The following is a 21,871-nucleotide window of genomic DNA, read 5'->3' on the forward strand; positions in this document are numbered from 1 at the left end:
AAGCGGCCATGGACACCCTCAGTCTCGCTTAAGCCGGGAGGGCCAATATCCAGGCATTCACCAGCAACCCCAGGGAACTCTCTGTGCACACCTACCCCCTATCGCTTCATGCGCCAGTATTTCGACGTGGTTCGCGCCGCGTTGGTGCCCGTTGTCCTGACGACCTTTCTGTCGGTTCCGGTCAGCCTGGGCGGCCATCCGGGCGAGTTCCCGGCAGTTGCCGCACAGAGTGATCGCCACATGAGCTGATCGGCGCCGCGTCTCGTAGCGCCGTGGAGTCCGCACGGCTGGGTCGTGTGTCCATTTGTCCTTAATCCGGGGCGCAAATCGGCGTGAACGCCGAATGCGCGTTTGCCTACCCCACTGCCTTGTTGCCATGAATTTCATTGAACTTCCTGATGACCCCGAAGACACGCAACACTGCCCCGAGGAGCGCGCGGCGGCGGCGTCGCGCAGCACCTGGGTCAGCGTCGGCGTAAATCTGGCGCTGACCGCCACGCAGATCGTGGTGGGCGTGTTCGCCAAGTCGCAGGGCCTGATCGCCGACGGTATCCATTCGCTGTCCGACCTGGTGGCGGACTTCGTCGTGCTGTTCGCTGGCCACTACAGCAAGAAGGACGCTGACGAGGACTACCCTTACGGCCACCAGCGTTTTGAGACGGCGGCGTCGCTCGTGCTGGGCAGCCTGCTGCTGGCCGTGGGTCTGGGCATGCTGTGGTCGGCCTTTCGCAAGCTGGAGGCGCCGGAAACCGTGCAGCAGGTGCATGTGGTCGCCCTGTGGGTGGCCGGGGGTGCCCTGGTGGCGAAGGAAACGCTGTTTCGCTACATGCTGTCCGTGGCCAAGCGGGTGAAGTCCAGCATGCTGGTGGCCAATGCTTGGCACGCCCGTTCCGACGCGGCATCGTCACTGGTGGTGGGCGTGGGCATTGCCGGCAACCTGGCGGGCTACCCCATTCTGGACCCCATTGCCGCGCTGATCGTGGGTCTCATGGTGACCAGAATGGGCTGGGAGTTTGCCCGGGATGCCCTGCATGACCTGATGGATCGGGCAGTGGACGAGCAGGAAGTGCAGGCCATTCGCCAGACGCTGCTGGAAACCCCCGGTATCAGCGGCGTGCACGACGTGCGTACCCGCAAGATGGGAGACATGATCGTGGTGGATGCGCACCTGGAGGTGGAGGCGTCCATCAGCGTGGAAGCGGGGCACGACATTGCGGTGGCGGCCCGCCAGCGGGTGCTGCAGCGCCACCGGGTTCTCAACCTGATGACCCACCTGGACCCGTGGAAGCGCCCTGAACCGCCCAGGGTTCCGTAGACACTCAGGACCTTCGTTGCGCGTAGCGCCGCTCGGGGATAAGGGGACGGAGGCAATCAAATCCGGAGAACTGCCCGATCCCTTTTCTTCAGCCGACGTCCCCCCGCCTTGAGTAGCGGGGGGACGTCGCGCGAACTGGGTGCAAGGGCGAGGGTTTGGCGAGCGCCTCTATCGCATTGCCGCTTGCCCCTTCCGAAGGCTCAGAACTGGTAGCCAACGCCGAGGCCGATGCCGTTCGCGCTGAGATGGATGACGTTGCCGTCTTCCCGGCTGCGTTCGTCCTGCCCGAGATAGCGATGGACGACGTAGGCGACCGCCTGCCAGTGCGGTGCGAACTTGTACTCCAGGCCCAGTTCCTCTTCCTCATGGGTCTGAGCGAGCCGCACCTCGCCTCCTTCGGTGCGCAGGCTGTTGACCCAGGGCAGCCGTCCCAGCGCGACGTCTGCCGTGAGCTTCAGCGCGTCGGTCAACGGATAGCGCAAGTGCAGGCCCAGCGTGGGCACGGGAAGCTCCTGCACATAGAAGTCCTCCTTCAACTCGTGACCGGCGCTGTCGGCGGCGATGCTGCCGTCGAGCCGGAAGTTGAGCATCACGTAGGTCGCGCCCACGCTGCCCCACAAGCGGCCGCCATGGCCGAAGCCGGCCAGCCGGTGCCAGTACGACGCGTCGAACGCGACGAAATCCTGGAAACGGGTGACGGTGTCCAGGCGCCCGGGAGCGATGGTGGTGCCGTTGTAATACGCCGGCGTGCCGATCAGCGCGTGGCCGCTCAGCCGGCTGGTGGAAAACCCGAAGTGCAGCTCGCTGGCGTCGGAAAGCGGCTTCCAGGCGTCCAGCCTGAGGGTCTGCATATGGTCGACGCCAAGCCCGTCGTGGATGGGCAGCTGCGTGCCCTCGATGGCGTTTTCCCGCACGCGGACCCAGCCCCCGGGCGTCGCTTGTTCGGCGCGGACCGCCACGTGCCAGCTGTCGTCGTCAGCGTGCGCGGGAAGGCTGATCAGTCCAGCCGTCCCGACCAGCAAGGCAGCGCTGCCCAGGATGGACCGCGGATAGGATTTCGTTCTGAACATGGCTGTGTGGCACGGGATTGCAAGCCGCCTCGACCCGACATGGATGCCCTGAACCTGTGCCGCCAGTTTACTCGCGGGCCGAAACAGGGGGCAGAGTGCACTTTTTCCAAACAGGGAGAAAAAAGGGGTGAAGGAAAAAGTGTCGGGGTGAGGTGGCCCGGCTTTCTCGGACATATCGGAGGGAACGGGGCCAGGTTCACTTATCCTTCGTTCGCAAGTGAACCTGACCCCATTCCCGGTTGAAGGGGTTGCCGAACCACGGCCAGGCGGGGGCGAGTTCACTCTCCGAGGGCGACAACAAGAAGGGGAACTGGCAATGCACGGTCGAGGGTTTGCGGTACTTTTCATCGCGTTTGTCATGGCGTTCGCCGCGCAACACGGCAGCGCCACCCGCATCATGGCTCCGCATTGCCTGGCCAGGGACACCCGACTGAACCTGCCCATTGCCGAGTTGAGCAGGGATGTGCAGACCGGCAGCGGATTGGACGCGCGCTGTGCCGCGCAAGCGATACTGGACTGGCATGCGGGCAAGGCCATTCCGCTGCTCACGAAATTGTTTCGCAGCGGCACGGTTGAGACGCGCCTGGAAATTGCCAAGGCACTTGGCGGTGATCGCTTGCCGCCACGTCGAAAGGCGGTGCAGCCCCTGCTGCTGCGCGCATTGCATGACTCCGATGCCGATGTACGAGGGGCCGCATTTGACTCGCTCGGGTTTCTGCAGGCCTATCCGCATGAGGCGCTGCTCGCAGCGCTTCATGCGCTTCACCATGGCAAGGACCTCGAATTTTCTGCCATCGAGTACTTGAAGGAGGCGCCAGCGCTGCCACGCTGGATGGCCGCCCCGCTGCTGGAAGTGCTCGAAAAAACGCCTGCCGACGACGGTGGAACGCAGACGGACGTGCGCATTCGTCTTCTCCATGCATTGGCGCGCACGCGCGATCCGAAAGCACTGGCCGTCGTTGCGGACGCAGCGCTTTCGTGTGGCGGGTTTTGCACCGTCGACGCGTACGAGGCATTGGTGGAAAGCCGCGAAGCTGGCGTCGCTCCTCTCGAACGGATATTCCCCAAGGCGAACGCCGACGCGCGCATTGACATACTGCTGGCGCTGAAGCAGATCGACACGCCGCGTTCGCGCGCCGCAGTCGCACGACGCCAACCTGGCATCGTTCGCGCAGCGTGTCGTCAACTGGACTCTGTCAGCGTCGCTGAGCAAAGCAACGGCCTGGCCGCGCTGGGGCGAATGCAGACGCTCGCCCAGCCCGCGTTGGCGCGCATCGTTTCTTTCCTCGACAACCCCGACCCCCAGCTGCGGGCGGAAGCGGCCGCTGCGCTTGGAGAAATCGGACTGGCTGCAGCAATTCCCCCGCTGCGCACGCACCTGCACGACTCGAACAACTGGGTGCGAAGCGAGGTCGATACTGCCCTCGCCAAGCTGGACTGGACCACGCGAGCAAGTAAGTAGAAAAGGTAGAAAAGGTGTCAGGGACAATTTCGGGGAGCCATTCGGCGCCATTTGACGACAGTCGATAGCCATGGACCTGTCAAACAAAAGTGGAGTCAGGTTCACTTCCCGAGGCCTACTTGTTGCGTGGCGGTCGATGAGCGGGTCGGATGCCAGCGAAGCGTTGGGTCCCGGCTTCGACCGTGGTGTGGAAGTTGTCGCCCGAGCGCGCGCTGTTGCTGGAGGCAGCTTCGGATCGCCGCGAGGTCGTCGTCGCAGAGCATTTCGCGCAGCAGTTGCCAGTAGGTTGCCGCGCGCGTCTCGGGCGTGAGGCCCAGTGACGTATAAGTTGGGTGAGGCATGAGCCACGCTTCCCGGCGCCGGCCGCAATGCTTGGCTGCGCTCGACCAGGCCAGGGACAATTTTTAGGCGGTTACAGTGCGCTCAAATTGTCCCTGACACCGACACCACCCAGTCTCTGCCGGATTCCCGACCCCTTTGTTCGATCCCCTTTCAAACGGACCCAGCGTGGCTTTTGCTACCTGTCGCATGGACGCTATAGCATCGAAGGGAAGCGCGTGGCGTAAGCACCGCGTCCGACATTACAGGGGAGACAAATGAACAGGACGATCACGATAGCTGCGGCGTTGGGGTTGCTGCTGGCTGCTGGAATGGCGTGCGGGTCGATCGCGCCGGCAGGGGCGGGGCGCGCGCAACCGTCCGCCGAGGTCAGCGAGGCCACGCTTCAACTCAAGCAGGCCTTCACCGACGTGGGCAACGGCGACGACAAAAAGGCCGCGCCCGAGCTGGATAGGGTCATCGCCGCCCCGAGCTTCGACCAGTTGCCGGCCGAGCTCCGCTTCCAGACGTTGAACGTGGCGGCTGTCATCGCGTTCCAGGACAAGCAGTACGCCAAGGCGCATCGGCTTGCGATCAGGGCCACCGGCTTCGACCAGGCCACCGGTGCGGCATGGACGGCACGTCTGTTCGCTGCGTTGTATGCCGGCGACAACCCTGATGCCGGGCGTTGCGTGGAGGCCCTCGCCAGGCAATGGCCGCAGCAGCTCGATGACATACGCCCACAGGGCATAGCACAGAGCCACTATGCGCTCCGCATTGCGCATGAAGATGACGTCGATCGCGCCATGCTCAATGCACTGTTCGATGCGAACTGGCAGGCCGAATACAGCGACTACGATACCCTTTGGCGCGACCTGGCATTGCTGGAGATCGAGCACAACGAAAACAAGCATGCCGTCATGGTCGCCCAGCGAATCCGCAGCGCCGACGCGGCCTTGAGCATGCGCATCGACAAGCGCTTCGACCCGATTACCCGCGGCCAGCCGCAGGCTTTTGATGTCGACCACCTGCTCGAAGCGCAGATCCAGGCGGCACGGGCGCAGATCAGGGCTCATCCTGACCAGCTCAGGCCCGTGGTGCGTTTGCGGGATCTGTTGATCGAGAAGGGACGGAATGCCGAGGTCCTTGCTGTCAGTGACGCAGCCGTGGCGCACGCCGAACGCGGCGACGGCAACAAGACCTATACCGACTTCAGTGAGGCCTACAACTGGGTATTGAACCAGCGTTCGCTCGCGCTCGCGCATGACGGTCGCTGGGACGACGCCGTGCGGGAAATGACGCGCGCCGCGAAACGTCCAGAGGGTGGCGGTGTGAACGTCAGCCAGTCGATCAACCTCGCCGGCTTGTTTACCGACCTGGACCAGCCCGACAAGGCTGCTGCCGCCGTCGTCGAGCCGGGGGAGATGTCGCCGTACGGCAACATGCAGCTGCAGTACGTCAAGTTGCAGATCGCCATCGAGAAGAACGACACCGGCGCCATTGCCAGGCACATGGCTTATCTGCAGCAACACCGCACCGATGACATCGCCACATGGGAGCGCACCCTGCTGAGGCACGGCGATCTCGATGCGGCTGCAGCGCTACTGATCCAGCGCTTGAACGCCCCAGACTGGCGTAGCGGTGCATTGGTCGAGATGCAGCAGCACTACGTCCACATCGAACAGACGCCGATCATGAAGACGATGGACCAGCGCTGGAATGCCGTGACCGCACGTCCCGATGTCCAGGCCGCTCTGGCGAAAGTCGGTCGGGTCGAGCGTTTCGACGTCGTCGCGCTGGCGTATTGAGCGCCGAGCTAACCGTGCAGAGCTGGCAAATGAGCGGGCCAGCGCCTGTTGCGTCCAAGCCCGGTGCATGAGGCAACCCGCCTCGCGCAGTGGGCTCTACACGTCCGCGACGCGGTGCGAACTGCTGCCCGGCGTAGTTCACCGGCAAGACGCCGAGGATCGGCTGCACCAGCACTACCAGTACCGCCAGCCCGGCCAGGTAATGGCCCTGCAGCATCAGCGAGGGCGGGAGTTCCCTTCGGTGCCCTCGTCATCGACAAGGCCCGCCAACACGTAGGCCAGCACGATGGCCAGCACGGTCAGCCAGTGCGCGCAGCGGACCACCCGGTGGCAGCGGCTGGATTTCGACCATGCGGGCATCCTCTTCGTGCAGGTTACGGCTTGGGCTGCGGGGTGGTTGCCACGCTGGGTGGCAGGATCGGCAGCGCGACCTTCGGCTGGTCGCCGGTCAGAGCTCCGAGGAAGCCCTCGATCTTGCCGACCTCCTCGTCGCTTAGCTTCGCGCCGAGCTGGCTGCTGCCCATGATCGCGACGGCCTGGCGAAGATCCCACACCTTGCCCGTGTGGAAATAGGGCGCGGTCAGCGCGATGTTGCGCAGCGAGGGCACCCGGAACACGTATTCGTCGCTGACCGTCTTGGTCACCGCGAAGCGCCCCTTGTCCCCCGGCGGGAGAATGTCGGCACCGGGCCGCTCGACCACGCCGAACGGGGCGTACATGCCGCCGCCCACGTTGATGCCGTTGTGGCATGCCGCACAGCCCTTGTTGATGAACAGCGCCAGGCCTTCCTTCTGGTTCGCGTCGAGTGCTTTCTCGTCGCCCTGGAGGTAGCGATCGAACGGCGCGTTCGGCGTGGTCAGGGTGGCCTCGAACAAGGCGATGGCCTTGCGCACGTTGTCGAACGTGATCGGATCGGGCACGGCCGGATAGGCCCTGGCGAACACGGCGGCGTAGCCGGGAATCCCCTTGAGCTGTTCGACGACATGTGCCTCGGTGGTGTCCATCTCGACCGGGTTGACCAGCGGGCCGCCGGCCTGCTGTTCAAGGTCCTTGGCACGCCCATCCCAGAATTGGGCGACGTCGAACACCGCGTTGTAGACGGTTGGCGCATTGCGACCGCCATGCTGCCAGCGATGACCCAGCGAAGTCTCCTGCAGGTCGACCCCGCCCATGCCGACCATGTGGCAAGAATTGCAGCTGATGGCGTGGCTTTCGGACAGCCGGGGCTCGAAGTACAGCATCTTGCCGAGCTCCACCCTGGCCGGGGTCGCCGCATTGCCCGGCAATGGCGGCGCGTTGGCGGGTATCGGTTTGAACAGGCCCTGGGCCTGCTTCATCAATGCGGTTTGCGACCATGCCTGGCCTGTTGCCAGGGAGGCGAGAACCATCAGTGAAACCAGCTTGATCGACGACATGAGCTGACCCTCCGCAGTTGGGTGGTAATCGAGATCATCAATGTCTGTGGCGTATCGGGGAAACCATGGAGATGCGGGGAACGCGGCGTGGAACGGACGCCCTGGCGATGTCGTCGGGGTCGTCGCCCCATCCGTCGTCCTGATTCAAGCGCAGCCGTCGGCCGCGGCTGTCGATGCCAAGGCGCGCGGGCCGGTGCAACCATCGGCGCCGGGCACGGTGCGAGACATCTTGCGGTCAGCGACTGCCGTCATCCTTCTGCTGCCGGGTCTGCTGCTCGGTACTCTGCTTCTGCTCGACCTGCTTTTCCGTGCCCTGGTTTTGCTGTTGCTGCATAGTCTGCTGTTGCGTGCCTTGCCGCATGCGGGCACCTGGTCCCATGCCCGGACCCATGCCGCCACCGGGCCCCATGCCCGCACCCTGCCCGGGCGGCATGTCGGGCAGCCTCATGCCACGCTCGGCAGCACGCTTCTGCATCTGCTCATGGTGCTGCTTTCGCAGCGCCTCGCGCTCCTGCGCCGTCTTCAGGCTGCGCATCTGGTCGCGATACGCCCTGCGCTCGGCCGGAGTCATCAGCTGGGAACCATAGATCTGGCTGCGATCCTTCAGCGTGGTTCGGTCCTGTGTGCGCAGCTGATCCCGCTGCATCATGCCGCCTGCCGGCTGTCCGACAGGTGCGGATTGGCCAACTCGCTGGCCGCCGCCGCCCTGGTAGGCAAACGCCGGCAGGGTGGCGAGCAGGCAAAGCGCAGAGATACCGGACATGAAAACGTATCTGATTCGCATGGAAGTAGCCTCGCCTCGAGTTGCAGGGATGTCGCCGGGAGTGTGGCAACACCCGGATGTTCGGTTCATCGGCATGGATGGCTGTTGACTGGGATCAACAAAAGCGATAGCGAAAACGAAGGTCGGCATCCGGCCTGCGGCCTGTCGGCACTTGCGGTGCGCATTCACCGGCCCGCAACAGGTGTTGGCGATTTTCCTGAACGAAGCCGGCCGCGTCATTGAGGGGCGCGAAGTCATGAAAAGATGGTCACCGGTATCGCTGGCGAAACAATAGTCAGGTTCGACTTCCCGACGAGTGGCGAGCTTGTCGTGGCCGCTACGTGGGGCGTTGAGGGAATGTCTGTCATGGCGATGGTTGCGCTTCGTGGAGGCGGGCAGCGCGAAGGTTGCGGTCAGCGTGAAGGACGGCGTGGGGCGATGCCGAGGAACTGCGGCGCTACCACGGACCATGGTTGATGGTGCGCGGGAAGGCGGGTCGAGGCGATTCCCATCGAGGAAGCGCGTGCCGATTTTGCTGCGGCCGGCTCGGCCGACAGGACCTTCGTGCCCGTGGCCGGGAAGAGCCATGTCGCCGCCATCTGGTCGGTGGCGACGGCCGACGCCGGGGCGGCGTTTTTTTTCCGGCAGGTGCAGGGCAACCAGCGGAGCCAGCTCGACTTGGCCCGCCCGGTTCCGCCAGCGGCGCGGCAACGCCCGTTCCATTGATGCTGGTCAATTGACCGCAAGAGGCAGCTGCTAGGTGTGAAGCACCTGCTTGATTGCTTGATGACGGAGCATGTCATGGCACAGACCGACGCACCCCCGGGCGAGGGCTGGAACGAGAAGCTGCAGGACGGCACGACCGTGCAGATACGGTCGATCGGCGAGCAGGACGCCGAGCTCGAGCTTGAATTTCTCACCCATCTGTCGCCCGCGTTCCGCAGTTCGCGCTTTCTCGGCCTGGTCCGCGACCCGACGCCGGAGGTGGCGCGCGAGCTCACCCGTCTCGATCCGGCCCGTGCCGTGGGTTTCATCGCCCTGGTCTCGCAGCAGGGACGCGAGCATCAGATCGGCGCCGCGCAGTTTCATGTCAATGCCGCCGGCGACAGCTGCGATGCTTCGCTCACGGTGAGCGACGAATGGCGAAAGCGCGGTGTCGGTTCCTTCCTGATGCGCCACCTGATCGCCGCGGCAAGGGCACGCGGCATGCGGCACATGCGCGCCTATGCCCCGAGCCGATCCGGCGGCGGCGATCGCCTTGCGGCGAACATCGGATTCCAGCGCCGCCTGGATCCGCGGGATCCGGCCACGGTGATCTACGACCTGAGCCTGGAATAGCAAGCGATCAGAAGGGACGCGGCCGATTGCCGGTGGTCCGCGGCATCATCGGTCACGTTCCCCTTTCGCCGTTCCCGGCCGCCCTGGGCCTTGCAGGGCGCGGCGGCGCTTGCTCCACCAGCGCAGCAAGCCGTACGACAGGCGGGTCTTTTCCTGGCCGACCGGCAGGTCGGTGTGGGCGAAGATCCACGACGATTTGCTGAACGCGATCTGCTGGGCGGGGTAGACGCTGCGGTGGCCGATGATGAGATAGGCGGCGACGCAGGCGCCGGCGACGTACAGCGTCGAATCGGCGCCGAACAGCTCGATGCCCATCAGGATGGCGGCGATCGGCGCGTTGGATGCCGAGGCGACCACGGCCACCAGCCCCACCGCCGCGCCCAGCGCCGGTGCCAGCCCCAGCAGGTGCGCGAACGCGCCGCCCAGCACGGCGCCGATCACGAACTGCGGGGTCACGATGCCGCCATAGAAGCCCGAGCCCAGCGTGATCGCCACCAGCAGGGCTTTCCACAGGAAACCCAGGTACGGCATCGTCTCGCCGTGCAGGGCGCGTTCCATGATCGGCAGGCTCAGCCCGAGGTAATCGGACGGCACGGCCATGACCAGCAGGGCCAGCACCACGCCACCCAGCAGCGGCACCAGCGGCGGCCACAGCGCGTAGCGATCGCGCAGACGCCCGAACAGCCGCCTCGCCTGCTGCAGCAGCTCGACGAACACCCACGCGGCCGCGCCGCACAGGATGCCGATCAGCACGGTTTTCAGGAACAGCAGCTCGGTGAAGTCGCTGATGAAGGCGATGTGGTAGTGGGGGTAGGGCACGCCCAGGTATTTGCTGATCTGGAACGCGGTGACGCCGGCCACGATGCCGGGGAACAGGAAGTCGTGGCGGATGCGGCCGATCGCCAGCATCTCCACGCCGTAGATGGCGCCGGCGATCGGGGTGCCGAACACGCTGGCGAAGCCGGCGCTCACCCCGCACGCCAGCAGCCGTTTGCGCAGCTCGGGGTTCAGGTGCAGCAGCCGGCCGATGCCGGCGGCCAGACTGGCGCCGATGTGCGAGCACGGCCCTTCCTTGCCGGCCGAGCCGCCGCAGCCCAGGGTGATCAGCGCGGCGACCGGCTTCACCCACAGGGTCCGGAACGGCATCCTGCCGCGTTGCTCGTTCACCGCAACGATCGGCGAATCGCTGTAGCCGCTGCGGCTCAGCCGATAGCCGTAATGCAGCAACAGCCCGTTGGCGAAGCCACCCACGACCAGCAGGCTCATCTGCACCCCCAGCGGCACGGCGTAAACGTGGCCCTCGGTGGCGAACAGCAGGTGGAGAAAGACGCTGCAACCCACGCCGACCACGGCGCCGGTCAGCATCGACAGCGCCAGCCACTGCACCACGGTCGCCAGCATCACGAGCGGTTCGGCAAGGCGTAAGCGTGGCATGGGCGTGGCACCGGACCGGGCGATGGCGGGGCTGCAAGTATAGAGAGGCGCCCCGGCTTTATCAGAAGCGGGGAAGGCCCGGGGCCGGACAATGCGGGGAAGCAGAGCCGATTTCTTCTGGTAACCGAACGCAGGCCCTAGTTCTTCCCGGTGAACACCGCCAGCTGCGCGGCGAAGGCGCGCTGGTAGGCCGGCCGCGCTTCGCCGCGGGCGACGTAGGCGGCAAGGTTCGGGTAGTCGTCCAGCAGACCCGATGGCTTCAGCCGCTGCAGCGTGTGCACCATCATGAGATCGCCTGCGCTGAACGCGCCGTCGAGCCAGTCGGCCTCGCCCAGGCGAACGGCAAGCTCGCCCAGCCGGGTGCGGATGCGCTCCTTGATGAGCGGCAGGCGTTCGGTGGTCCATGGCTGGCCGGCTTCGGCAAACTTGGCGGTCTGCAGTTCGAGGATCGGCAGCTCCACCGTGTTGAGCGCGGCGAACATCCACATGATGGCGCGCGCCCGCGCATTCGCCTGGTCCGGCAGCAGGCCCGCATGGCGCTCGGCGATATGGAACACGATGGCACCGGACTCGAACAGCGCCAGCTCGCCTTCCTCGTAGGTGGGAATCTGCCCGAACGGGTGCAGCGTGCGGTGCGCGGGGTTCTTCATCGCCTCGAACGAGACGAGGCGAACCTCGTAAGGCTGACCCGTTTCTTCCAGCGCCCAGCGCACACGCATGTCGCGCGCGAGGCCGCGGCCGCGATCGGGCGAGCTTTCAAAGGCGGTGATGGTGGGGACCATGGGCGGCTCCTGGTGGCTTGATGGGCAACGACGCCCGGCTGGCTTGTGCGCTCTCCCCGAGGGCGAGGCCGACCGCGGCCGTCGTCAGCCGCGCCGTGCCGCCTCGATCGCCGCGATGTCGATCTTCGTCATCTCCATCATGGCGTCGAACGCGCGCTTGGCGACGGCGGGGTCCGGGTCGGTGACCGCGGCCATCAGCGCGCGCGGGGTGATCTGCCACGACAGGCCCCACTTGTCCTTGCACCAGCCGCAGGCGCTGGCCTGGCCGCCGTGGTCGATGATCGCGTGCCACAGGCGGTCGGTTTCGGCCTGGTCGTCGGTGGCTACCTGGAACGAGAACGCATCGGTGTGCGGGACGCCGGGGCCGCCGTTCATGCCAAGGCAGGGGATGCCCATCACCGTGAACTCCACCATCAGCACGTCGCCCTGCTTGCCCGCCGGATAGTCGCCCGGCGCGCGGTGGACGGCGCCCACGGCGCTGTCCGGAAACGTGCTGGCGTAGAACGTCGCGGCGTCCAGCGCGGTGCCGTCGTACCAGAGGCAGATCGTGTTCTTGCTGCGCATGTCGTTTCTCCAGGTCCAAGGGCGGCGAGGGTGCCGTTCATGCCTGCGACGAATGGCGAGCGCGTGGATCGACACGCGCCGCACGGCCGGGACGCGTTTTTACGCGCCGGTCGCCACCTCGATGCACAGGCATGGATCGAACTGCGGGTTCTCGTTCACCCCGCCGGCACTGTAGCCGCGCGGGTTGCACACCACCCGGGTGCCGTTCGCCGTGTAGTCGAAACTGTCGTGGGTATGGCCGTGGACCCACAACACGGCGCGGCCCATCAACGCGCTGCAGTCGGACACGAAGGCGGCGCTGACCGGCGAAGCGGCAAAGCGCGGGTGGACGCTGCGCGGGGTTGGCGCATGGTGGGTGATGACCACGGTCGACCCGGCGAACGGCTCTTCCAGCACGGCCGCAAGCCATGCGTACTGTTCGGCGAACAGCGCGGCGGCGTCGGCGGGGGTGAACACGCTGCCGTCGGCGTTGCGGATGGCGGCGAAGTCGCGCATGAACTGCGCCGACGCCGTCATCGCAAGGTCCTTGCCCTCGGCGCCGAACAGCTCGAAATCCGTCCACAGGGTGGTGCCCACGAAGCGCACGCCGCCGATCGTGCAGGTGCCCTGGTCCAGCAGCTGGACGCCGTGCTCGCGGGCGCTGCGGGCCAGCGCCTGGCGCACTTGCGGGATCGCGCCGCCGTAGAACTCGTGGTTGCCGGGCACGTACAGCACCGGGCGCCCCAGCCCGGCCGCCCACTGCATCGCCTCGGCGGCGGGGCGCCGGATGTCGCCGGCGAGGATCGTCAGGTCCGCCGCCACTTCCGGCGACGGCATGCCGTGCGTGCTCAGGTGCAGGTCGGACAGGATATGCAGGCGCATGCGGTACTCCGTTCACGGCCATCGCGGCGCGCCCGGAGCCGGCTGGCTCGGGCGCGTCGATCAGGCATCCGCGGTCTCGGCGGCGTAGGCCTCGACCAGCGGCTGGTAATCCTCCATCGCCGGGAAACCGGTGTAGCTGTGCTTCGCCGGGGTCGATGCCCAGGGTAGCCGGGCGTCGGTGCAGGTTTCGATGAACGGCACGAAGTCGGCGTGCGGGTCGAGCACCGAGGCGCGCAGGTTGACCAGCCAGTCGAGCCCGGCCGGGCGGGTCATCACCCACGACTTGCAGAACGCGCAGTACAGGTGGCTGTGCTCGCCCTGCAGGCCGCCGCGGACCAGTTCGCCCTCGAGTACTTCCACGCCATCGGCCGGCATCGCCAGCGACAGCGAAAACGCGCTGCCGGTCATCTTCTGGCAGCCGTGGCAGTGGCAGGCCATGCTGAGCATGGCCGGCTTGGTGACGCGCAGGCGCACGCGGCCGCAGCGGCAGGTGCCGGTGGCGGGAAGCTGGCGCGGATAAGGCATGGGCGGGTTCCTCGCTTGGGAAAGGTGCCGGGCAATGCCGGTGCCGCGGACGGCTTATTTAGTCACACCGGCCGCGGCAGGTCACTTGTCGCCATCCCCAGGCCCGGGAATGCGATGCCGTCTCCCTGGCTGCGGGAGAGCGGCATGCCTCGATCGAGCGACGAGAGGCTGCGTGCCTGGGCGACGCGCTGTATCAGCTGAGGAACATCCGGTGATCGTGGATTCCACCGTCGGCCAGTTCTGCAGGGCCGGGCAGGACGACGGAAAGCCGCCGATCTTCGTCGGAAGCTGCGGCGAATGGACGGCCGAACTCAGCCGGCTGCACAACGGCGCCACGGTCGAGAAGTACCTGGGGGGCGACCGCGCGAGCAGCCTTTGGGCCATGCTCGAAGAGGGTCAGGGCGACGACGCCATGAAGAAGGAGCCGTTGCGGCACTCCGGCCGGGTCAACCAGGACATCCACGAGGCCAGGGTTCTTTCGGGCCGCCGGGGCTGCACGCTGTTCTAGCCGTTCGGCCGCCGAAGGCGGAAACGGTGCCGGGTTCGCTTTTGGCGCCGGGAAAGCGGGCCCTTCGCTTCGCCTCGCTACTTCATCCGCGTGTCGGTGGCCACCCAGTCGGTCTCCCCGGTCTTGCCGCCGTCGTCCGCGAAAGCCTGCTCGAAGCGGATCGTGTCGGCGTCGAGCGGCGTGATCACGAAGCGGACGAGAATGGCGCGCCCGTTGACGTCTTCCTGGTCGTAGAACTCGCCGCGGCCGTCGACGAATCGGCCGATCGTCGGCTGCCCCGGCGCTCCGCTGCTGCTGTTGGCGAAGTTGAGGCTGCATTGGCGCGAGCGCGGGTTGCGCGGTCCGGCTGCGCTGCCGTCGACGGCAGCGCTGGGTTGCGGCAAGGCCCTGCGCAAATTGCGGGGCCGGCTTCCTCGCAGGCGGCTGGGGTGATCATCGTCACGCCGCCTTGGCCCGGGCATGCCTAGGCTGATTTGCATCCCGCCACGAGATGCCGCCATGCCGACACTACGCCTGCGCCTGACCGGAAGCGACGATGACGTCCGCGCCGTGACCAATCTGCTGCAGAGCATGGACGGCATCGAGCGCGTGGAGGAGGTTGCGGACATGATGGACCGCATGGACGACGCGGATTCCAGCTCTGCCGGCCTGAGCGACACCCACGGGCCCGACGCGCACGAGCTGGAGATCGAGGCGCCGAACGCCTCCACCGCGCGCAAGGTGCGCGAGGCGGTCGAGGCGCTGGCGTTCGAGCTGGATGCGCTGGTGGAGTTCGAGGAAGAAGAGGAGTGAGCGCGCCGCACGCTAGGCGGGCAGGCTGACCACCGGCACGAAGCCGCCGAAGATCATGCGCTTGCCGTCGAACGGCATGTCGCCGGGGCCGGGCATGCGCGGGTCCTGCATGATCCGCTCCATGCCGGCGTCGCGGCTGGCCTTGTCGGGCCATTCGATCCAGGAGAACACCACCGATTCGCCCGGCTCGGCCTGCACGGCGCGGCGGAAGTCGGTGAGCTTGCCGTCGGGCACGTCGTCGCCCCAGCACTCCACCACCCGCGTGGCGCCGAACTCCAGGAACATGGCGTCGAAGTGGCGGGCGTGCGCGATGAACTGCTCGCGGTTGGCGTCGGGCACGGCGATCACGAAACCATCGACATAGGACATGGCGGACTCCTGCGCAAACGACGGCCGACGGGGCCGTCTTCTTTGCTGACGACGAACGGGCGCGTGCGGAATCGACAGCGGTCGGCGTCGATTCCGCCTGCGGCGCCGGTCAGTCCGGAATGTCCGGCTCCACCAGTTGTGCCAACAGCAGCAGCGATTCCTGCCAGCCCAGGTAGCACTGCTCGACCGGGATGACTGCGGGCACGCCTTCCTGCACCACCTGCACGTCGGTGCCGCAGGACACCGCGCGCAGGGTGACGGTGGTGGTCATCTCGCCGGGCAGGCCGGGGTCGTCGAAGCGGTCGCTGTAGCGGATGCGTTCGCCCGGCACCAGTTCGCGGTAGGTGCCGCCGAAGCCGTGACCGTGGCCGCTGGCGAAGTGGGTGAAGGTCATCCGGTGCTGGCCGCCGACCCGTGCGTCCAGCTCGTGCACCTTGCAGGTGAAGCCGTGCGGCGGCAGCCACTTGGCGATCGCCTCGGCGTCGAGGAAGGCGCGGTAGATCCGTTCGGGCGGGGCGCGCAGCACGCGGTGGAGGCGAAGCGTGTGGGTGGTCATGGCGGTTTTCCGTGGCGGAGGACGAGCCCTCGCCCTCAGGACGAACGGGCGTGGCGGAAATCGACCGGCGTCCGGCCTTACCTGGACGTGGCCGCGGCCGTTTCCGCCGCGGCCGCCGCCGGCGCCGTCCACAGGCTGGCCACCGGCTTGCCGCCCAGCATCTGCGCGCGCACCAGGGGGATCGGCGGGCCGCCGTAGTCGAGGAACTGGTCGTGGAACGCCTTCAGCGCGTGCGGGCCCGGGTGCGCGGCGATCCAGTCCTGGCGCAGCTGCATGATCATCAGCTTGCCCAGCGTGTAATTCAGGTAGGCCGGGTCGTAGGTGCCGCGGGCCGCCTGCTGGCGCGCGTTGCCCGGGTCCTGGAAGGCCTTGTCGCGGAACATCTGCTCGGACTGGGCGACGGTCATGCCGCCGGTGTGCAGGCCGATGGCGGAGAGGTAGCGCACGTCGCGCAGCAGTGCGTTGGTGAGCTGGCCGATGTGGACCTCCGGCGTGGCGCCGTCCAGGCCGGCGTCGAACATCATCTCCTCGGCGTAGTGCGCCCAGCCTTCGGAGAACGCGTAGCCGACGAACAGCTGGCCGAATTTCCACGGCGCGCGGTTGGCGTGCAGAAACTGCACGAAGTGGCCCGGCCACACCTCGTGCGAAGAGGTGAACAGCAGGTCGGCCTTGCCCGGTATGTAAGCCTGCTGGTCGGCCTTGCTCCAGGTCGGGTCCGGCGGCGCGATGTAGTACACCGAGGGCAGGTTCTTCTCGTACGGGCCGGGGATCTCGATGTAGGCGAAGTTCCAGCGGTTGAACGGCGGCGCTTCCTCGACCTCGGCCTGCTCGGGACCGGGGATGGTCACCAGATCCTTGTCGACGATGAACTGCCGCAGGCCCGCGAGCTGCGCACGCGCGCCTTCCACGGCACCGCCGGCCGGCTTGTCCGCACCCTCCCTGGCGACACACGCGCTCAGCGTTTGGCCCGGCGCGAACTTGTCGCAGGCCGCCTTGAGCGCGTCGAGGTTGCGCTGCAGGTCCGCTTCGCCGATCGCCTTGAGCCGGTCCAGCGGCAGGTCGACCCGCTCGGTGGCGTGCAACATTTTGGAGAACTTCGCCGCGCCCAGCGCGTAGTCCTGGGTGGCATGGGGTTGCTGCGCCTTCAGCCAGTCGGCGAGGCCCTGCGTGGCCTTGATCGCGGCGGCGTTGGACGCCTTGAAACGCGCCTGCAGCGCGTCGTCCTCGACCCCGGCGAAGATCGCCGGGACGTCGGTCTTGAAGAAGCTCGCGTACCCGCCAAAACTGTTCACGCCCAGCTCGATGTACGACGCCGGCAGTGGCAGTTTGAAGTTCGCCTTGATCTGGGCGATCGCCTTGGGCAGCGCTTCCTGGTAGGTGACGAAGGCCGCCATCCGTTGCGGCAGCGGTGCATAGGGGCGCGTCAGGTACATGCTGGGCGACAGGTCGCTGGTGTAGAAGGCCGGATTGCTGTACGGGAAGCCGGACTCCTCCAGCCAGAACAGCTGGCCGTCGATCACCGCGAGCACGTAGTCGCGGTGGAAGCGGCCGCTCTGGTCGAGCCGGTCGTCGCCGAAGGCGGCGAACCTGGCGCGCTCGGCATGCAGCCAGTCGGCGTCCGCCTTCAGCGCGGCCTGACTGTAGTCGGGCAGCTTGCCGTCGAACTCGTGCTTGCCGGCGTTGGCGGCCATGGTGGGGTAGCGCTTGAACATGCCGTCGATGAAGCCGTCGACGGCGGCATCCAGCCGGGCGTCGTCGTTGGCCGTTGCCGCGCTGGCAGGCGGCGTGGCGGCGGCGGGAATTTCCCGCTGGCAGCCGGCAACGAGTGCGGCAGTCGCCGCGGCGCACAGGGTGAGGATGCGGATCGGGCGCATGCAGGCGGCTCCATGGCAAGGACTGTCGAGAGTAGGCAGCGCGGTGGTTGAGTGCAACCTGCTTCGCCGCCGTGGCGTAGCTCGGGCCGGGGCGGGGCGGTGCTTCGGCGCCTTGCCGCGACGGGCCACGCAAACCCCGCAGCGGCATCGTCGGCGGTTCCTGCGCACTGCGTTGCCGGCGATACTGGGCCATCACACAGGGCGAGGGGCGCGGCATGACGACCAGACCATGGCTTATCGGGCTCGGCATGCTGCTGGCGCTGGCCGGCCTGGGGGGGACGGTTCGCGGCCACGCGGCCAGCCCCGGCAGTGAGGCCGCGGCGATCCGTCAGGTGATGGCGCAGCAGGCGGCGGCGTGGAACCGCGGCGACGTGGAAGGCTACATGCGCGGCTACAAGGACGCGCCCGACACCACCTTCATCGGCAGCAGCGTGCGCAAGGGCTACCGCGCCATTCTCGACAGCTACCGCAAGCACTACGCGACGACGCAGCAGATGGGCCGGCTCACCTTCTCCGAACTGGACGTGCGCCTGCTGCCGGGCGCGGGCGGCGAGTTGCGCTACGCGGTGGTGACCGGCCGCTTCCACCTCGACCGCGCGACGCATGGCGAGGTGGCGCAGGACGATGGCGTGTTCTCGCTGCTGTGGGAAAAGACCGCCGACGGCTGGAAGATCATCCTCGATCACACCAGCTGACCGGCGCTCACTTCTCCACGAACGATTTCAGCCGTGCCAGCGCGTCGTCCCACTGGCTCGACACGAGGTCGATGTACGCGCGCAGTTCGCCGATCGGCTGCGGGTCGAGCGTGTACAGGCTTTCGCGGCCGGTACGCTCGCTGCGCACCACGCGGGCGTCCTCGAGCACGCGCAGGTGCTTGCTGATCGCCTGCCGGGTCAGCGGCTGGTCAGCGCAGAGCTGGGTGATCGAGCAGCGCGAGCCGTCGCACAGCCGGGTCACCAGCGCCAGCCGCGTGGGCTCGCCGAGCGCGGCGAACACCGTGGCCGCCTGCGGCAGGCGCCGCGCCAGGCGCGCGCGTGCGCTAGCCGGCATGGCCATCCGCCGAGCTGCCTTCGACGTGCTGGCGGATGTTCGCCATCTGCACGCTCCAGCCGTCGTCGTTCATGCGGAACGCCTCGGCGCGGCGGCCGGCCGGGATGCGCTCGAAGCCCGACTCGACCAGGGTCAGCACGGTGTGATCGCCGTGCGCTTCGAGGTGGAACTCGACCAGGGTCGGCGGCTCGGCAGAATAATCCACGCCCGGCTCGATGGCGTAGGGATGCCAGCTGAAACTGAACAGCCGCTGCGGTTCCATCGCCTGCACCACGGCGCGCCAGACGATGTGCTCGTAGCCGGGCCAGGTGATGTGGCCGATGGCTTCCCGGCCGGGCTCGAGCGGCCCGGACAGCTCCACGCGGAACCAGGCGCCGAATTCGCGGTAGTCGGTCAGCGCGCGCCACACGCGCGCCACCGGCGCTTTCAGCTCGATGCGTTTCTCGATGCGATCGCTCATGTGCCACCTCTGGGTTGCATGTGAGCTTGTGCCGACATGGCATGAAATGCAACCTTTGGGTTGCGTCATCCGAGGGCCTGCCGCCAGCGCGCGGCCACGCGTGGTGCGGCAGCGGGCGGCGCCGCGCTAGGGGGGTGGCGCGGTGGCCGCCGGCTCGTCCGCATGCAGGAACGCCAGCGCGTCCTGACAGGGCGCGTCGACCTTCAGGGTGAGCAGCGCGTCGGCGCGGGTACGCCCCAGCGTCACCGCCGCGACCGGCTTGCCGGCCTGCGCCGCAGCCGCCACGAAGCGGTAGCCGGAATAGACCATCAGCGAGGAACCCACCACCAGCACCGCATCGGCGGCCTGCCAGGCGCGCGTGGCGGTCTCCACGCGCTCGCGTGGCACCGCCTCGCCGAAGAACACCACGTCGGGCTTCACGATGCCGCCGCAGCGCGGGCAGGGCGGCACCTCGAACGACGCAAAGTCGAGGCCTTCCAGCTCGGCGTCGCCGTCCGGCGCGTCGACGGCGTCGAGCCGGGTCCACGTTGGATTGCGCTCGACCAGCGCCTGCTGGAACGCGTGGCGGGCGCCTCGCCAGTCGCAGCTCATGCAGCGCACCTGGTCGAGGCGACCGTGCAGGTCGAGCACCCGTTCGCTGCCGGCGCGCTGGTGCAGGCGGTCCACGTTCTGCGTCACCAGCAACTCGACCTGGCCGCGTCGCTCCAGCCTGGACAAGGCGCGGTGGGCGGCGTTCGGTTGCGCGCTGCCGAAGCGCCGCCAGCCGACCATGCTGCGTGCCCAGTAGCGCCGGCGGGTGGCCGGCTCGTGCATGAACGCGCCGTAGTTCACCGGCGGCGGACGCTTCCACTGGCCGTCGCGGTCGCGGTAGTCGGGAATGCCCGAGTCGGTGCTGCAGCCGGCGCCGGTCAGCACGAACAGGCGCGGATGGGCTTCGAGGAATCGCTGCAACGGAGTCATCGGCTGGATATGGGGGCGCGGTGGGCCGGAAAACAGAACGCGAGTAGGCGGAACGACGTCGCGCCATTGTTACATCGCGGATTTCATCGGAGTAACTTGGCGCGCTCGCGGGCCGCTGCCCGCCCTGCCACTGGGGAATCCGATCATGCCCGTGCAAGCCCGCCGCCCCGCGCCCGTCATGGCGCCGCCACACCCCCGTCGGAGTGCCCTGCTGGCCGCCGCGCTGGCCGGGCTGTGCGCCGTTTCGTCCGCCTGGGCGCAGGCGCCACAGCTGTCGGCGCGGACGCTGCAGTACGTGAAATACGCGCAGCCGCTGATCGCGATCACTCATGTGCGGGTGATCGACGGCACCGGCACGCCGGCGCGGGAGAAGCAGACGGTGCTGCTGCGCGACGGCCTCATCGCGGCGGTCGGCAGGCACGTGAAGCTGCCGAAGGGGGCGACCGTGATCGACGCCAGCGGGCACACGCTGATCCCCGGTCTGGTCGGCATGCACGACCACATGTTCTATCCGGCGCCGAAGGTGAACCCGGAGGCGAAGGAGGCGATCTACCCCGAGCAGGCGTCGAGCTTTCCCAAGCTGTACCTGGCTGGCGGCGTCACCAGCATCCGCACCACCGGCAGCACCGAGCCGTATACCGACCTGGAGCTGAAGAAGGCGATCGACGCCGGACGGATCCCCGGGCCGAAGATGCACACCACCGGGCCGTACCTGGAGGGCAAGGGCAGCTTCACGCCGCAGATGCACGAGCTGACGGATGCGGCCGACGCCACCGACACGGTCAACTACTGGATCGGCGAGGGCGCCACCTCGTTCAAGGCGTACATGCACATCACCCGCGCCGAGCTGTCCGCAGCGATCGCGGCGGCGCATGCAAAGCACGTGCGGGTGACCGGCCACCTGTGCGCGATCGGTTTCACCGAGGCAGCCGGGCTTGGCATCGACGACCTGGAGCACGGCTTGCCGGTGGACACCGAGTTCAGCGCCGGCAAGCAGCCCGACGTCTGCCCCGACACCAAGGCCGCGCTGGCCCAGCTGGCGACGATGCGCGTGGACGATCCGCGCATCCAGCAGCTGATCCGCACCCTGGTGGCGAAGCACGTGGCGGTCACCTCGACCCTGCCGGTGTTCGAGACCTTCGTGCCCGGCCGCGCGCCGGTGGACCCGCGCGTGCTGGACGCAATGCTGCCGGAAACGCGGGTGGAGTACCTGGCCAGCCGCGAGCGCGTCGCCGGCATGCACGATTCGCCGTGGCCGAAGGTGTTCAAGCTGGAGCAGGACTTCGAGCACGCCTTCGTGCAGCAGGGCGGCACCCTGCTGGCCGGCCTCGACCCCACTGGCTATGGCGGCGTGATCGCCGGCTACGGCGACCAGCGCGAAGTGGAACTGCTGGTGGAAGCCGGCTTCACGCCGCTGCAGGCGATCCGGATCGCCACCCTCAACGGCGCGCGCTTCATGGGCGAGGACCAGCGCATCGGCTCGATCGAAGTGGGCAAGGCCGCCGACCTGGTGCTGCTCGACGGCAACCCGGCAACAAACATCAAGGACGTCGAGCACGTCGCGCTGGTGTTCAAGGACGGCGTGGGCTACGACCCGGCCAGACTGGTGAAGGCGGCGAACGGCACGGTGGGCCTGCGCTAGCGGAA

Annotated in this window: 25 protein-coding genes; 9 read left to right on the plus strand and 16 right to left on the minus strand. The window is 67.4% G+C overall.

All coding sequences use genetic code 11. The features are described from left to right. Window positions 1–108: 108 nt before the first annotated feature. Window positions 109–249 carry a hypothetical protein gene (locus AC3WRN_RS10540; RefSeq protein WP_155950912.1) on the plus strand — a complete coding sequence of 47 codons (141 nt, stop codon included), beginning with the start codon at window positions 109–111 and terminating at the stop codon, window positions 247–249. Window positions 250–376: 127 nt separating this feature from the next. After that, window positions 377–1,315, plus strand: a complete 939-nt coding sequence (locus tag AC3WRN_RS10545; RefSeq protein ID WP_492622918.1) for a cation diffusion facilitator family transporter — start codon at window positions 377–379, stop codon at window positions 1,313–1,315. A gap of 200 nt (window positions 1,316–1,515) precedes the next feature. Here the strand turns inward: AC3WRN_RS10545 and AC3WRN_RS10550 are convergent, their stop codons facing one another. Beyond that, the gene (locus AC3WRN_RS10550; protein ID WP_027484305.1) at window positions 1,516–2,385 is read right to left on the minus strand and encodes a hypothetical protein; all 870 of its coding nucleotides are present in this window, start codon (window positions 2,383–2,385) and stop codon (window positions 1,516–1,518) included. 358 nt (window positions 2,386–2,743) lie between these two features. Here AC3WRN_RS10550 and AC3WRN_RS10555 point away from each other — a divergent pair, with 358 nt between their 5' ends. Beyond that, window positions 2,744–3,847, plus strand: coding sequence for a HEAT repeat domain-containing protein (locus tag AC3WRN_RS10555; protein ID WP_492622919.1), 1,104 nt, complete (start codon window positions 2,744–2,746; stop codon window positions 3,845–3,847). Between the two features lie 596 nt (window positions 3,848–4,443). Next, window positions 4,444–5,973: a hypothetical protein gene (locus AC3WRN_RS10560; protein ID WP_492622920.1), complete on the plus strand. Its 1,530-nt coding sequence runs from the start codon at window positions 4,444–4,446 to the stop codon at window positions 5,971–5,973. A 216-nt stretch (window positions 5,974–6,189) separates the two neighbouring features. Here AC3WRN_RS10560 and AC3WRN_RS10565 read toward each other — a convergent pair whose 3' ends face one another. The 3 genes from AC3WRN_RS10565 to AC3WRN_RS10575 form a co-directional block, all read right to left on the minus strand. Beyond that, on the minus strand, window positions 6,190–6,333 hold the full coding sequence (locus AC3WRN_RS10565; protein ID WP_492622921.1) for a hypothetical protein: 144 nt from the start codon (window positions 6,331–6,333) through the stop codon (window positions 6,190–6,192). Between the two features lie 14 nt (window positions 6,334–6,347). Then, entirely contained in the window at window positions 6,348–7,388 is a 1,041-nt protein-coding gene (locus AC3WRN_RS10570; RefSeq protein WP_492622922.1) for a cytochrome-c peroxidase, read from the minus strand. 235 nt (window positions 7,389–7,623) lie between these two features. Next, the gene (locus AC3WRN_RS10575; protein ID WP_492622923.1) at window positions 7,624–8,874 is read right to left on the minus strand and encodes a hypothetical protein; all 1,251 of its coding nucleotides are present in this window, start codon (window positions 8,872–8,874) and stop codon (window positions 7,624–7,626) included. A gap of 78 nt (window positions 8,875–8,952) precedes the next feature. On the opposite strand from AC3WRN_RS10575, the gene AC3WRN_RS10580 reads away from it, so the two are divergent. Further along, window positions 8,953–9,489 (plus strand): GNAT family N-acetyltransferase, encoded by a 537-nt coding sequence (locus AC3WRN_RS10580; RefSeq protein WP_492622924.1) that lies wholly within the window; start codon window positions 8,953–8,955, stop codon window positions 9,487–9,489. A 45-nt stretch (window positions 9,490–9,534) separates the two neighbouring features. Here AC3WRN_RS10580 and AC3WRN_RS10585 read toward each other — a convergent pair whose 3' ends face one another. The 5 genes from AC3WRN_RS10585 to AC3WRN_RS10605 all read right to left on the minus strand — a co-directional run bounded on the left by AC3WRN_RS10585 (window position 9,535) and on the right by AC3WRN_RS10605 (window position 13,655). After that, a complete protein-coding gene (locus AC3WRN_RS10585) occupies window positions 9,535–10,923 on the minus strand; it encodes a chloride channel protein (RefSeq protein WP_492622925.1) in 1,389 nt (462 codons plus the stop codon). Window positions 10,924–11,060: 137 nt separating this feature from the next. Further along, window positions 11,061–11,705: a glutathione S-transferase family protein gene (locus AC3WRN_RS10590; protein WP_492622926.1), complete on the minus strand. Its 645-nt coding sequence runs from the start codon at window positions 11,703–11,705 to the stop codon at window positions 11,061–11,063. Between the two features lie 84 nt (window positions 11,706–11,789). Then, window positions 11,790–12,269, minus strand: coding sequence for a VOC family protein (locus AC3WRN_RS10595; protein WP_492622927.1), 480 nt, complete (start codon window positions 12,267–12,269; stop codon window positions 11,790–11,792). Between the two features lie 99 nt (window positions 12,270–12,368). Next, on the minus strand, window positions 12,369–13,130 hold the full coding sequence (locus AC3WRN_RS10600) for a metallophosphoesterase (protein WP_492622928.1): 762 nt from the start codon (window positions 13,128–13,130) through the stop codon (window positions 12,369–12,371). Window positions 13,131–13,190: 60 nt separating this feature from the next. Further along, complete coding sequence (locus tag AC3WRN_RS10605) at window positions 13,191–13,655, minus strand: GFA family protein (RefSeq protein ID WP_007511099.1); 465 nt, start codon at window positions 13,653–13,655, stop codon at window positions 13,191–13,193. A 211-nt stretch (window positions 13,656–13,866) separates the two neighbouring features. On the opposite strand from AC3WRN_RS10605, the gene AC3WRN_RS10610 reads away from it, so the two are divergent. Beyond that, on the plus strand, window positions 13,867–14,163 hold the full coding sequence (locus AC3WRN_RS10610) for a hypothetical protein (RefSeq protein WP_492622929.1): 297 nt from the start codon (window positions 13,867–13,869) through the stop codon (window positions 14,161–14,163). 77 nt (window positions 14,164–14,240) lie between these two features. Here the strand turns inward: AC3WRN_RS10610 and AC3WRN_RS10615 are convergent, their stop codons facing one another. After that, window positions 14,241–14,546 carry a hypothetical protein gene (locus AC3WRN_RS10615; protein ID WP_492622930.1) on the minus strand — a complete coding sequence of 102 codons (306 nt, stop codon included), beginning with the start codon at window positions 14,544–14,546 and terminating at the stop codon, window positions 14,241–14,243. 115 nt (window positions 14,547–14,661) lie between these two features. Here AC3WRN_RS10615 and AC3WRN_RS10620 point away from each other — a divergent pair, with 115 nt between their 5' ends. Continuing rightward, window positions 14,662–14,955, plus strand: a complete 294-nt coding sequence (locus tag AC3WRN_RS10620; protein WP_492622931.1) for a hypothetical protein — start codon at window positions 14,662–14,664, stop codon at window positions 14,953–14,955. A 12-nt stretch (window positions 14,956–14,967) separates the two neighbouring features. Here AC3WRN_RS10620 and AC3WRN_RS10625 read toward each other — a convergent pair whose 3' ends face one another. From AC3WRN_RS10625 to AC3WRN_RS10635, 3 genes are all read right to left on the minus strand, one after another. Beyond that, a complete protein-coding gene (locus tag AC3WRN_RS10625) occupies window positions 14,968–15,324 on the minus strand; it encodes a DUF1428 domain-containing protein (RefSeq protein WP_492622932.1) in 357 nt (118 codons plus the stop codon). Between the two features lie 109 nt (window positions 15,325–15,433). Next, the gene (locus tag AC3WRN_RS10630) at window positions 15,434–15,880 is read right to left on the minus strand and encodes an SRPBCC family protein (RefSeq protein ID WP_492622933.1); all 447 of its coding nucleotides are present in this window, start codon (window positions 15,878–15,880) and stop codon (window positions 15,434–15,436) included. 77 nt (window positions 15,881–15,957) lie between these two features. After that, window positions 15,958–17,754: a DUF885 domain-containing protein gene (locus tag AC3WRN_RS10635; RefSeq protein WP_492622934.1), complete on the minus strand. Its 1,797-nt coding sequence runs from the start codon at window positions 17,752–17,754 to the stop codon at window positions 15,958–15,960. A gap of 215 nt (window positions 17,755–17,969) precedes the next feature. On the opposite strand from AC3WRN_RS10635, the gene AC3WRN_RS10640 reads away from it, so the two are divergent. Further along, window positions 17,970–18,449, plus strand: coding sequence for a YybH family protein (locus AC3WRN_RS10640; protein ID WP_492622935.1), 480 nt, complete (start codon window positions 17,970–17,972; stop codon window positions 18,447–18,449). Window positions 18,450–18,456: 7 nt separating this feature from the next. Here AC3WRN_RS10640 and AC3WRN_RS10645 read toward each other — a convergent pair whose 3' ends face one another. The 3 genes from AC3WRN_RS10645 to AC3WRN_RS10655 all read right to left on the minus strand — a co-directional run bounded on the left by AC3WRN_RS10645 (window position 18,457) and on the right by AC3WRN_RS10655 (window position 20,224). After that, window positions 18,457–18,804, minus strand: a complete 348-nt coding sequence (locus AC3WRN_RS10645; protein ID WP_492622936.1) for an ArsR/SmtB family transcription factor — start codon at window positions 18,802–18,804, stop codon at window positions 18,457–18,459. Beyond that, entirely contained in the window at window positions 18,794–19,264 is a 471-nt protein-coding gene (locus AC3WRN_RS10650) for an SRPBCC family protein (protein ID WP_492622937.1), read from the minus strand. The genes AC3WRN_RS10645 and AC3WRN_RS10650 overlap by 11 nt, the downstream gene beginning before the upstream one ends. A 126-nt stretch (window positions 19,265–19,390) precedes the next feature. Continuing rightward, window positions 19,391–20,224, minus strand: coding sequence for an NAD-dependent protein deacetylase (locus tag AC3WRN_RS10655; RefSeq protein WP_492622938.1), 834 nt, complete (start codon window positions 20,222–20,224; stop codon window positions 19,391–19,393). A gap of 145 nt (window positions 20,225–20,369) precedes the next feature. On the opposite strand from AC3WRN_RS10655, the gene AC3WRN_RS10660 reads away from it, so the two are divergent. Continuing rightward, window positions 20,370–21,866 carry an amidohydrolase family protein gene (locus tag AC3WRN_RS10660; RefSeq protein WP_492622939.1) on the plus strand — a complete coding sequence of 499 codons (1,497 nt, stop codon included), beginning with the start codon at window positions 20,370–20,372 and terminating at the stop codon, window positions 21,864–21,866. Window positions 21,867–21,871 lie beyond the last annotated feature (5 nt).

Source organism: Rhodanobacter sp. FW101-FHT13A11, from assembly GCF_058790335.1.

Bases quoted from the DNA above. Each gene is read 5' to 3' on its own strand.
- AC3WRN_RS10545 (WP_492622918.1), top strand. From the start codon at position 377: ATGAATTTCATTGAACTTCCTGATGACCCCGAAGACACGCAACACTGC.
- AC3WRN_RS10575 (WP_492622923.1), bottom strand. From the start codon at position 8,874: ATGGAACGGGCGTTGCCGCGCCGCTGGCGGAACCGGGCGGGCCAAGTC.
- AC3WRN_RS10560 (WP_492622920.1), top strand. From the start codon at position 4,444: ATGAACAGGACGATCACGATAGCTGCGGCGTTGGGGTTGCTGCTGGCT.
- AC3WRN_RS10630 (WP_492622933.1), bottom strand. From the start codon at position 15,880: ATGACCACCCACACGCTTCGCCTCCACCGCGTGCTGCGCGCCCCGCCC.
- AC3WRN_RS10640 (WP_492622935.1), top strand. From the start codon at position 17,970: ATGACGACCAGACCATGGCTTATCGGGCTCGGCATGCTGCTGGCGCTG.
- AC3WRN_RS10550 (WP_027484305.1), bottom strand. From the start codon at position 2,385: ATGTTCAGAACGAAATCCTATCCGCGGTCCATCCTGGGCAGCGCTGCC.
- AC3WRN_RS10635 (WP_492622934.1), bottom strand. From the start codon at position 17,754: ATGCGCCCGATCCGCATCCTCACCCTGTGCGCCGCGGCGACTGCCGCA.
- AC3WRN_RS10625 (WP_492622932.1), bottom strand. From the start codon at position 15,324: ATGTCCTATGTCGATGGTTTCGTGATCGCCGTGCCCGACGCCAACCGC.
- AC3WRN_RS10580 (WP_492622924.1), top strand. From the start codon at position 8,953: ATGGCACAGACCGACGCACCCCCGGGCGAGGGCTGGAACGAGAAGCTG.
- AC3WRN_RS10605 (WP_007511099.1), bottom strand. From the start codon at position 13,655: ATGCCTTATCCGCGCCAGCTTCCCGCCACCGGCACCTGCCGCTGCGGC.
- AC3WRN_RS10585 (WP_492622925.1), bottom strand. From the start codon at position 10,923: ATGCCACGCTTACGCCTTGCCGAACCGCTCGTGATGCTGGCGACCGTG.
- AC3WRN_RS10600 (WP_492622928.1), bottom strand. From the start codon at position 13,130: ATGCGCCTGCATATCCTGTCCGACCTGCACCTGAGCACGCACGGCATG.
- AC3WRN_RS10620 (WP_492622931.1), top strand. From the start codon at position 14,662: ATGCCGACACTACGCCTGCGCCTGACCGGAAGCGACGATGACGTCCGC.
- AC3WRN_RS10570 (WP_492622922.1), bottom strand. From the start codon at position 7,388: ATGTCGTCGATCAAGCTGGTTTCACTGATGGTTCTCGCCTCCCTGGCA.
- AC3WRN_RS10540 (WP_155950912.1), top strand. From the start codon at position 109: ATGCGCCAGTATTTCGACGTGGTTCGCGCCGCGTTGGTGCCCGTTGTC.
- AC3WRN_RS10590 (WP_492622926.1), bottom strand. From the start codon at position 11,705: ATGGTCCCCACCATCACCGCCTTTGAAAGCTCGCCCGATCGCGGCCGC.
- AC3WRN_RS10565 (WP_492622921.1), bottom strand. From the start codon at position 6,333: ATGCCCGCATGGTCGAAATCCAGCCGCTGCCACCGGGTGGTCCGCTGC.
- AC3WRN_RS10595 (WP_492622927.1), bottom strand. From the start codon at position 12,269: ATGCGCAGCAAGAACACGATCTGCCTCTGGTACGACGGCACCGCGCTG.
- AC3WRN_RS10645 (WP_492622936.1), bottom strand. From the start codon at position 18,804: ATGCCGGCTAGCGCACGCGCGCGCCTGGCGCGGCGCCTGCCGCAGGCG.
- AC3WRN_RS10655 (WP_492622938.1), bottom strand. From the start codon at position 20,224: ATGACTCCGTTGCAGCGATTCCTCGAAGCCCATCCGCGCCTGTTCGTG.
- AC3WRN_RS10555 (WP_492622919.1), top strand. From the start codon at position 2,744: ATGGCGTTCGCCGCGCAACACGGCAGCGCCACCCGCATCATGGCTCCG.
- AC3WRN_RS10660 (WP_492622939.1), top strand. From the start codon at position 20,370: ATGCCCGTGCAAGCCCGCCGCCCCGCGCCCGTCATGGCGCCGCCACAC.
- AC3WRN_RS10650 (WP_492622937.1), bottom strand. From the start codon at position 19,264: ATGAGCGATCGCATCGAGAAACGCATCGAGCTGAAAGCGCCGGTGGCG.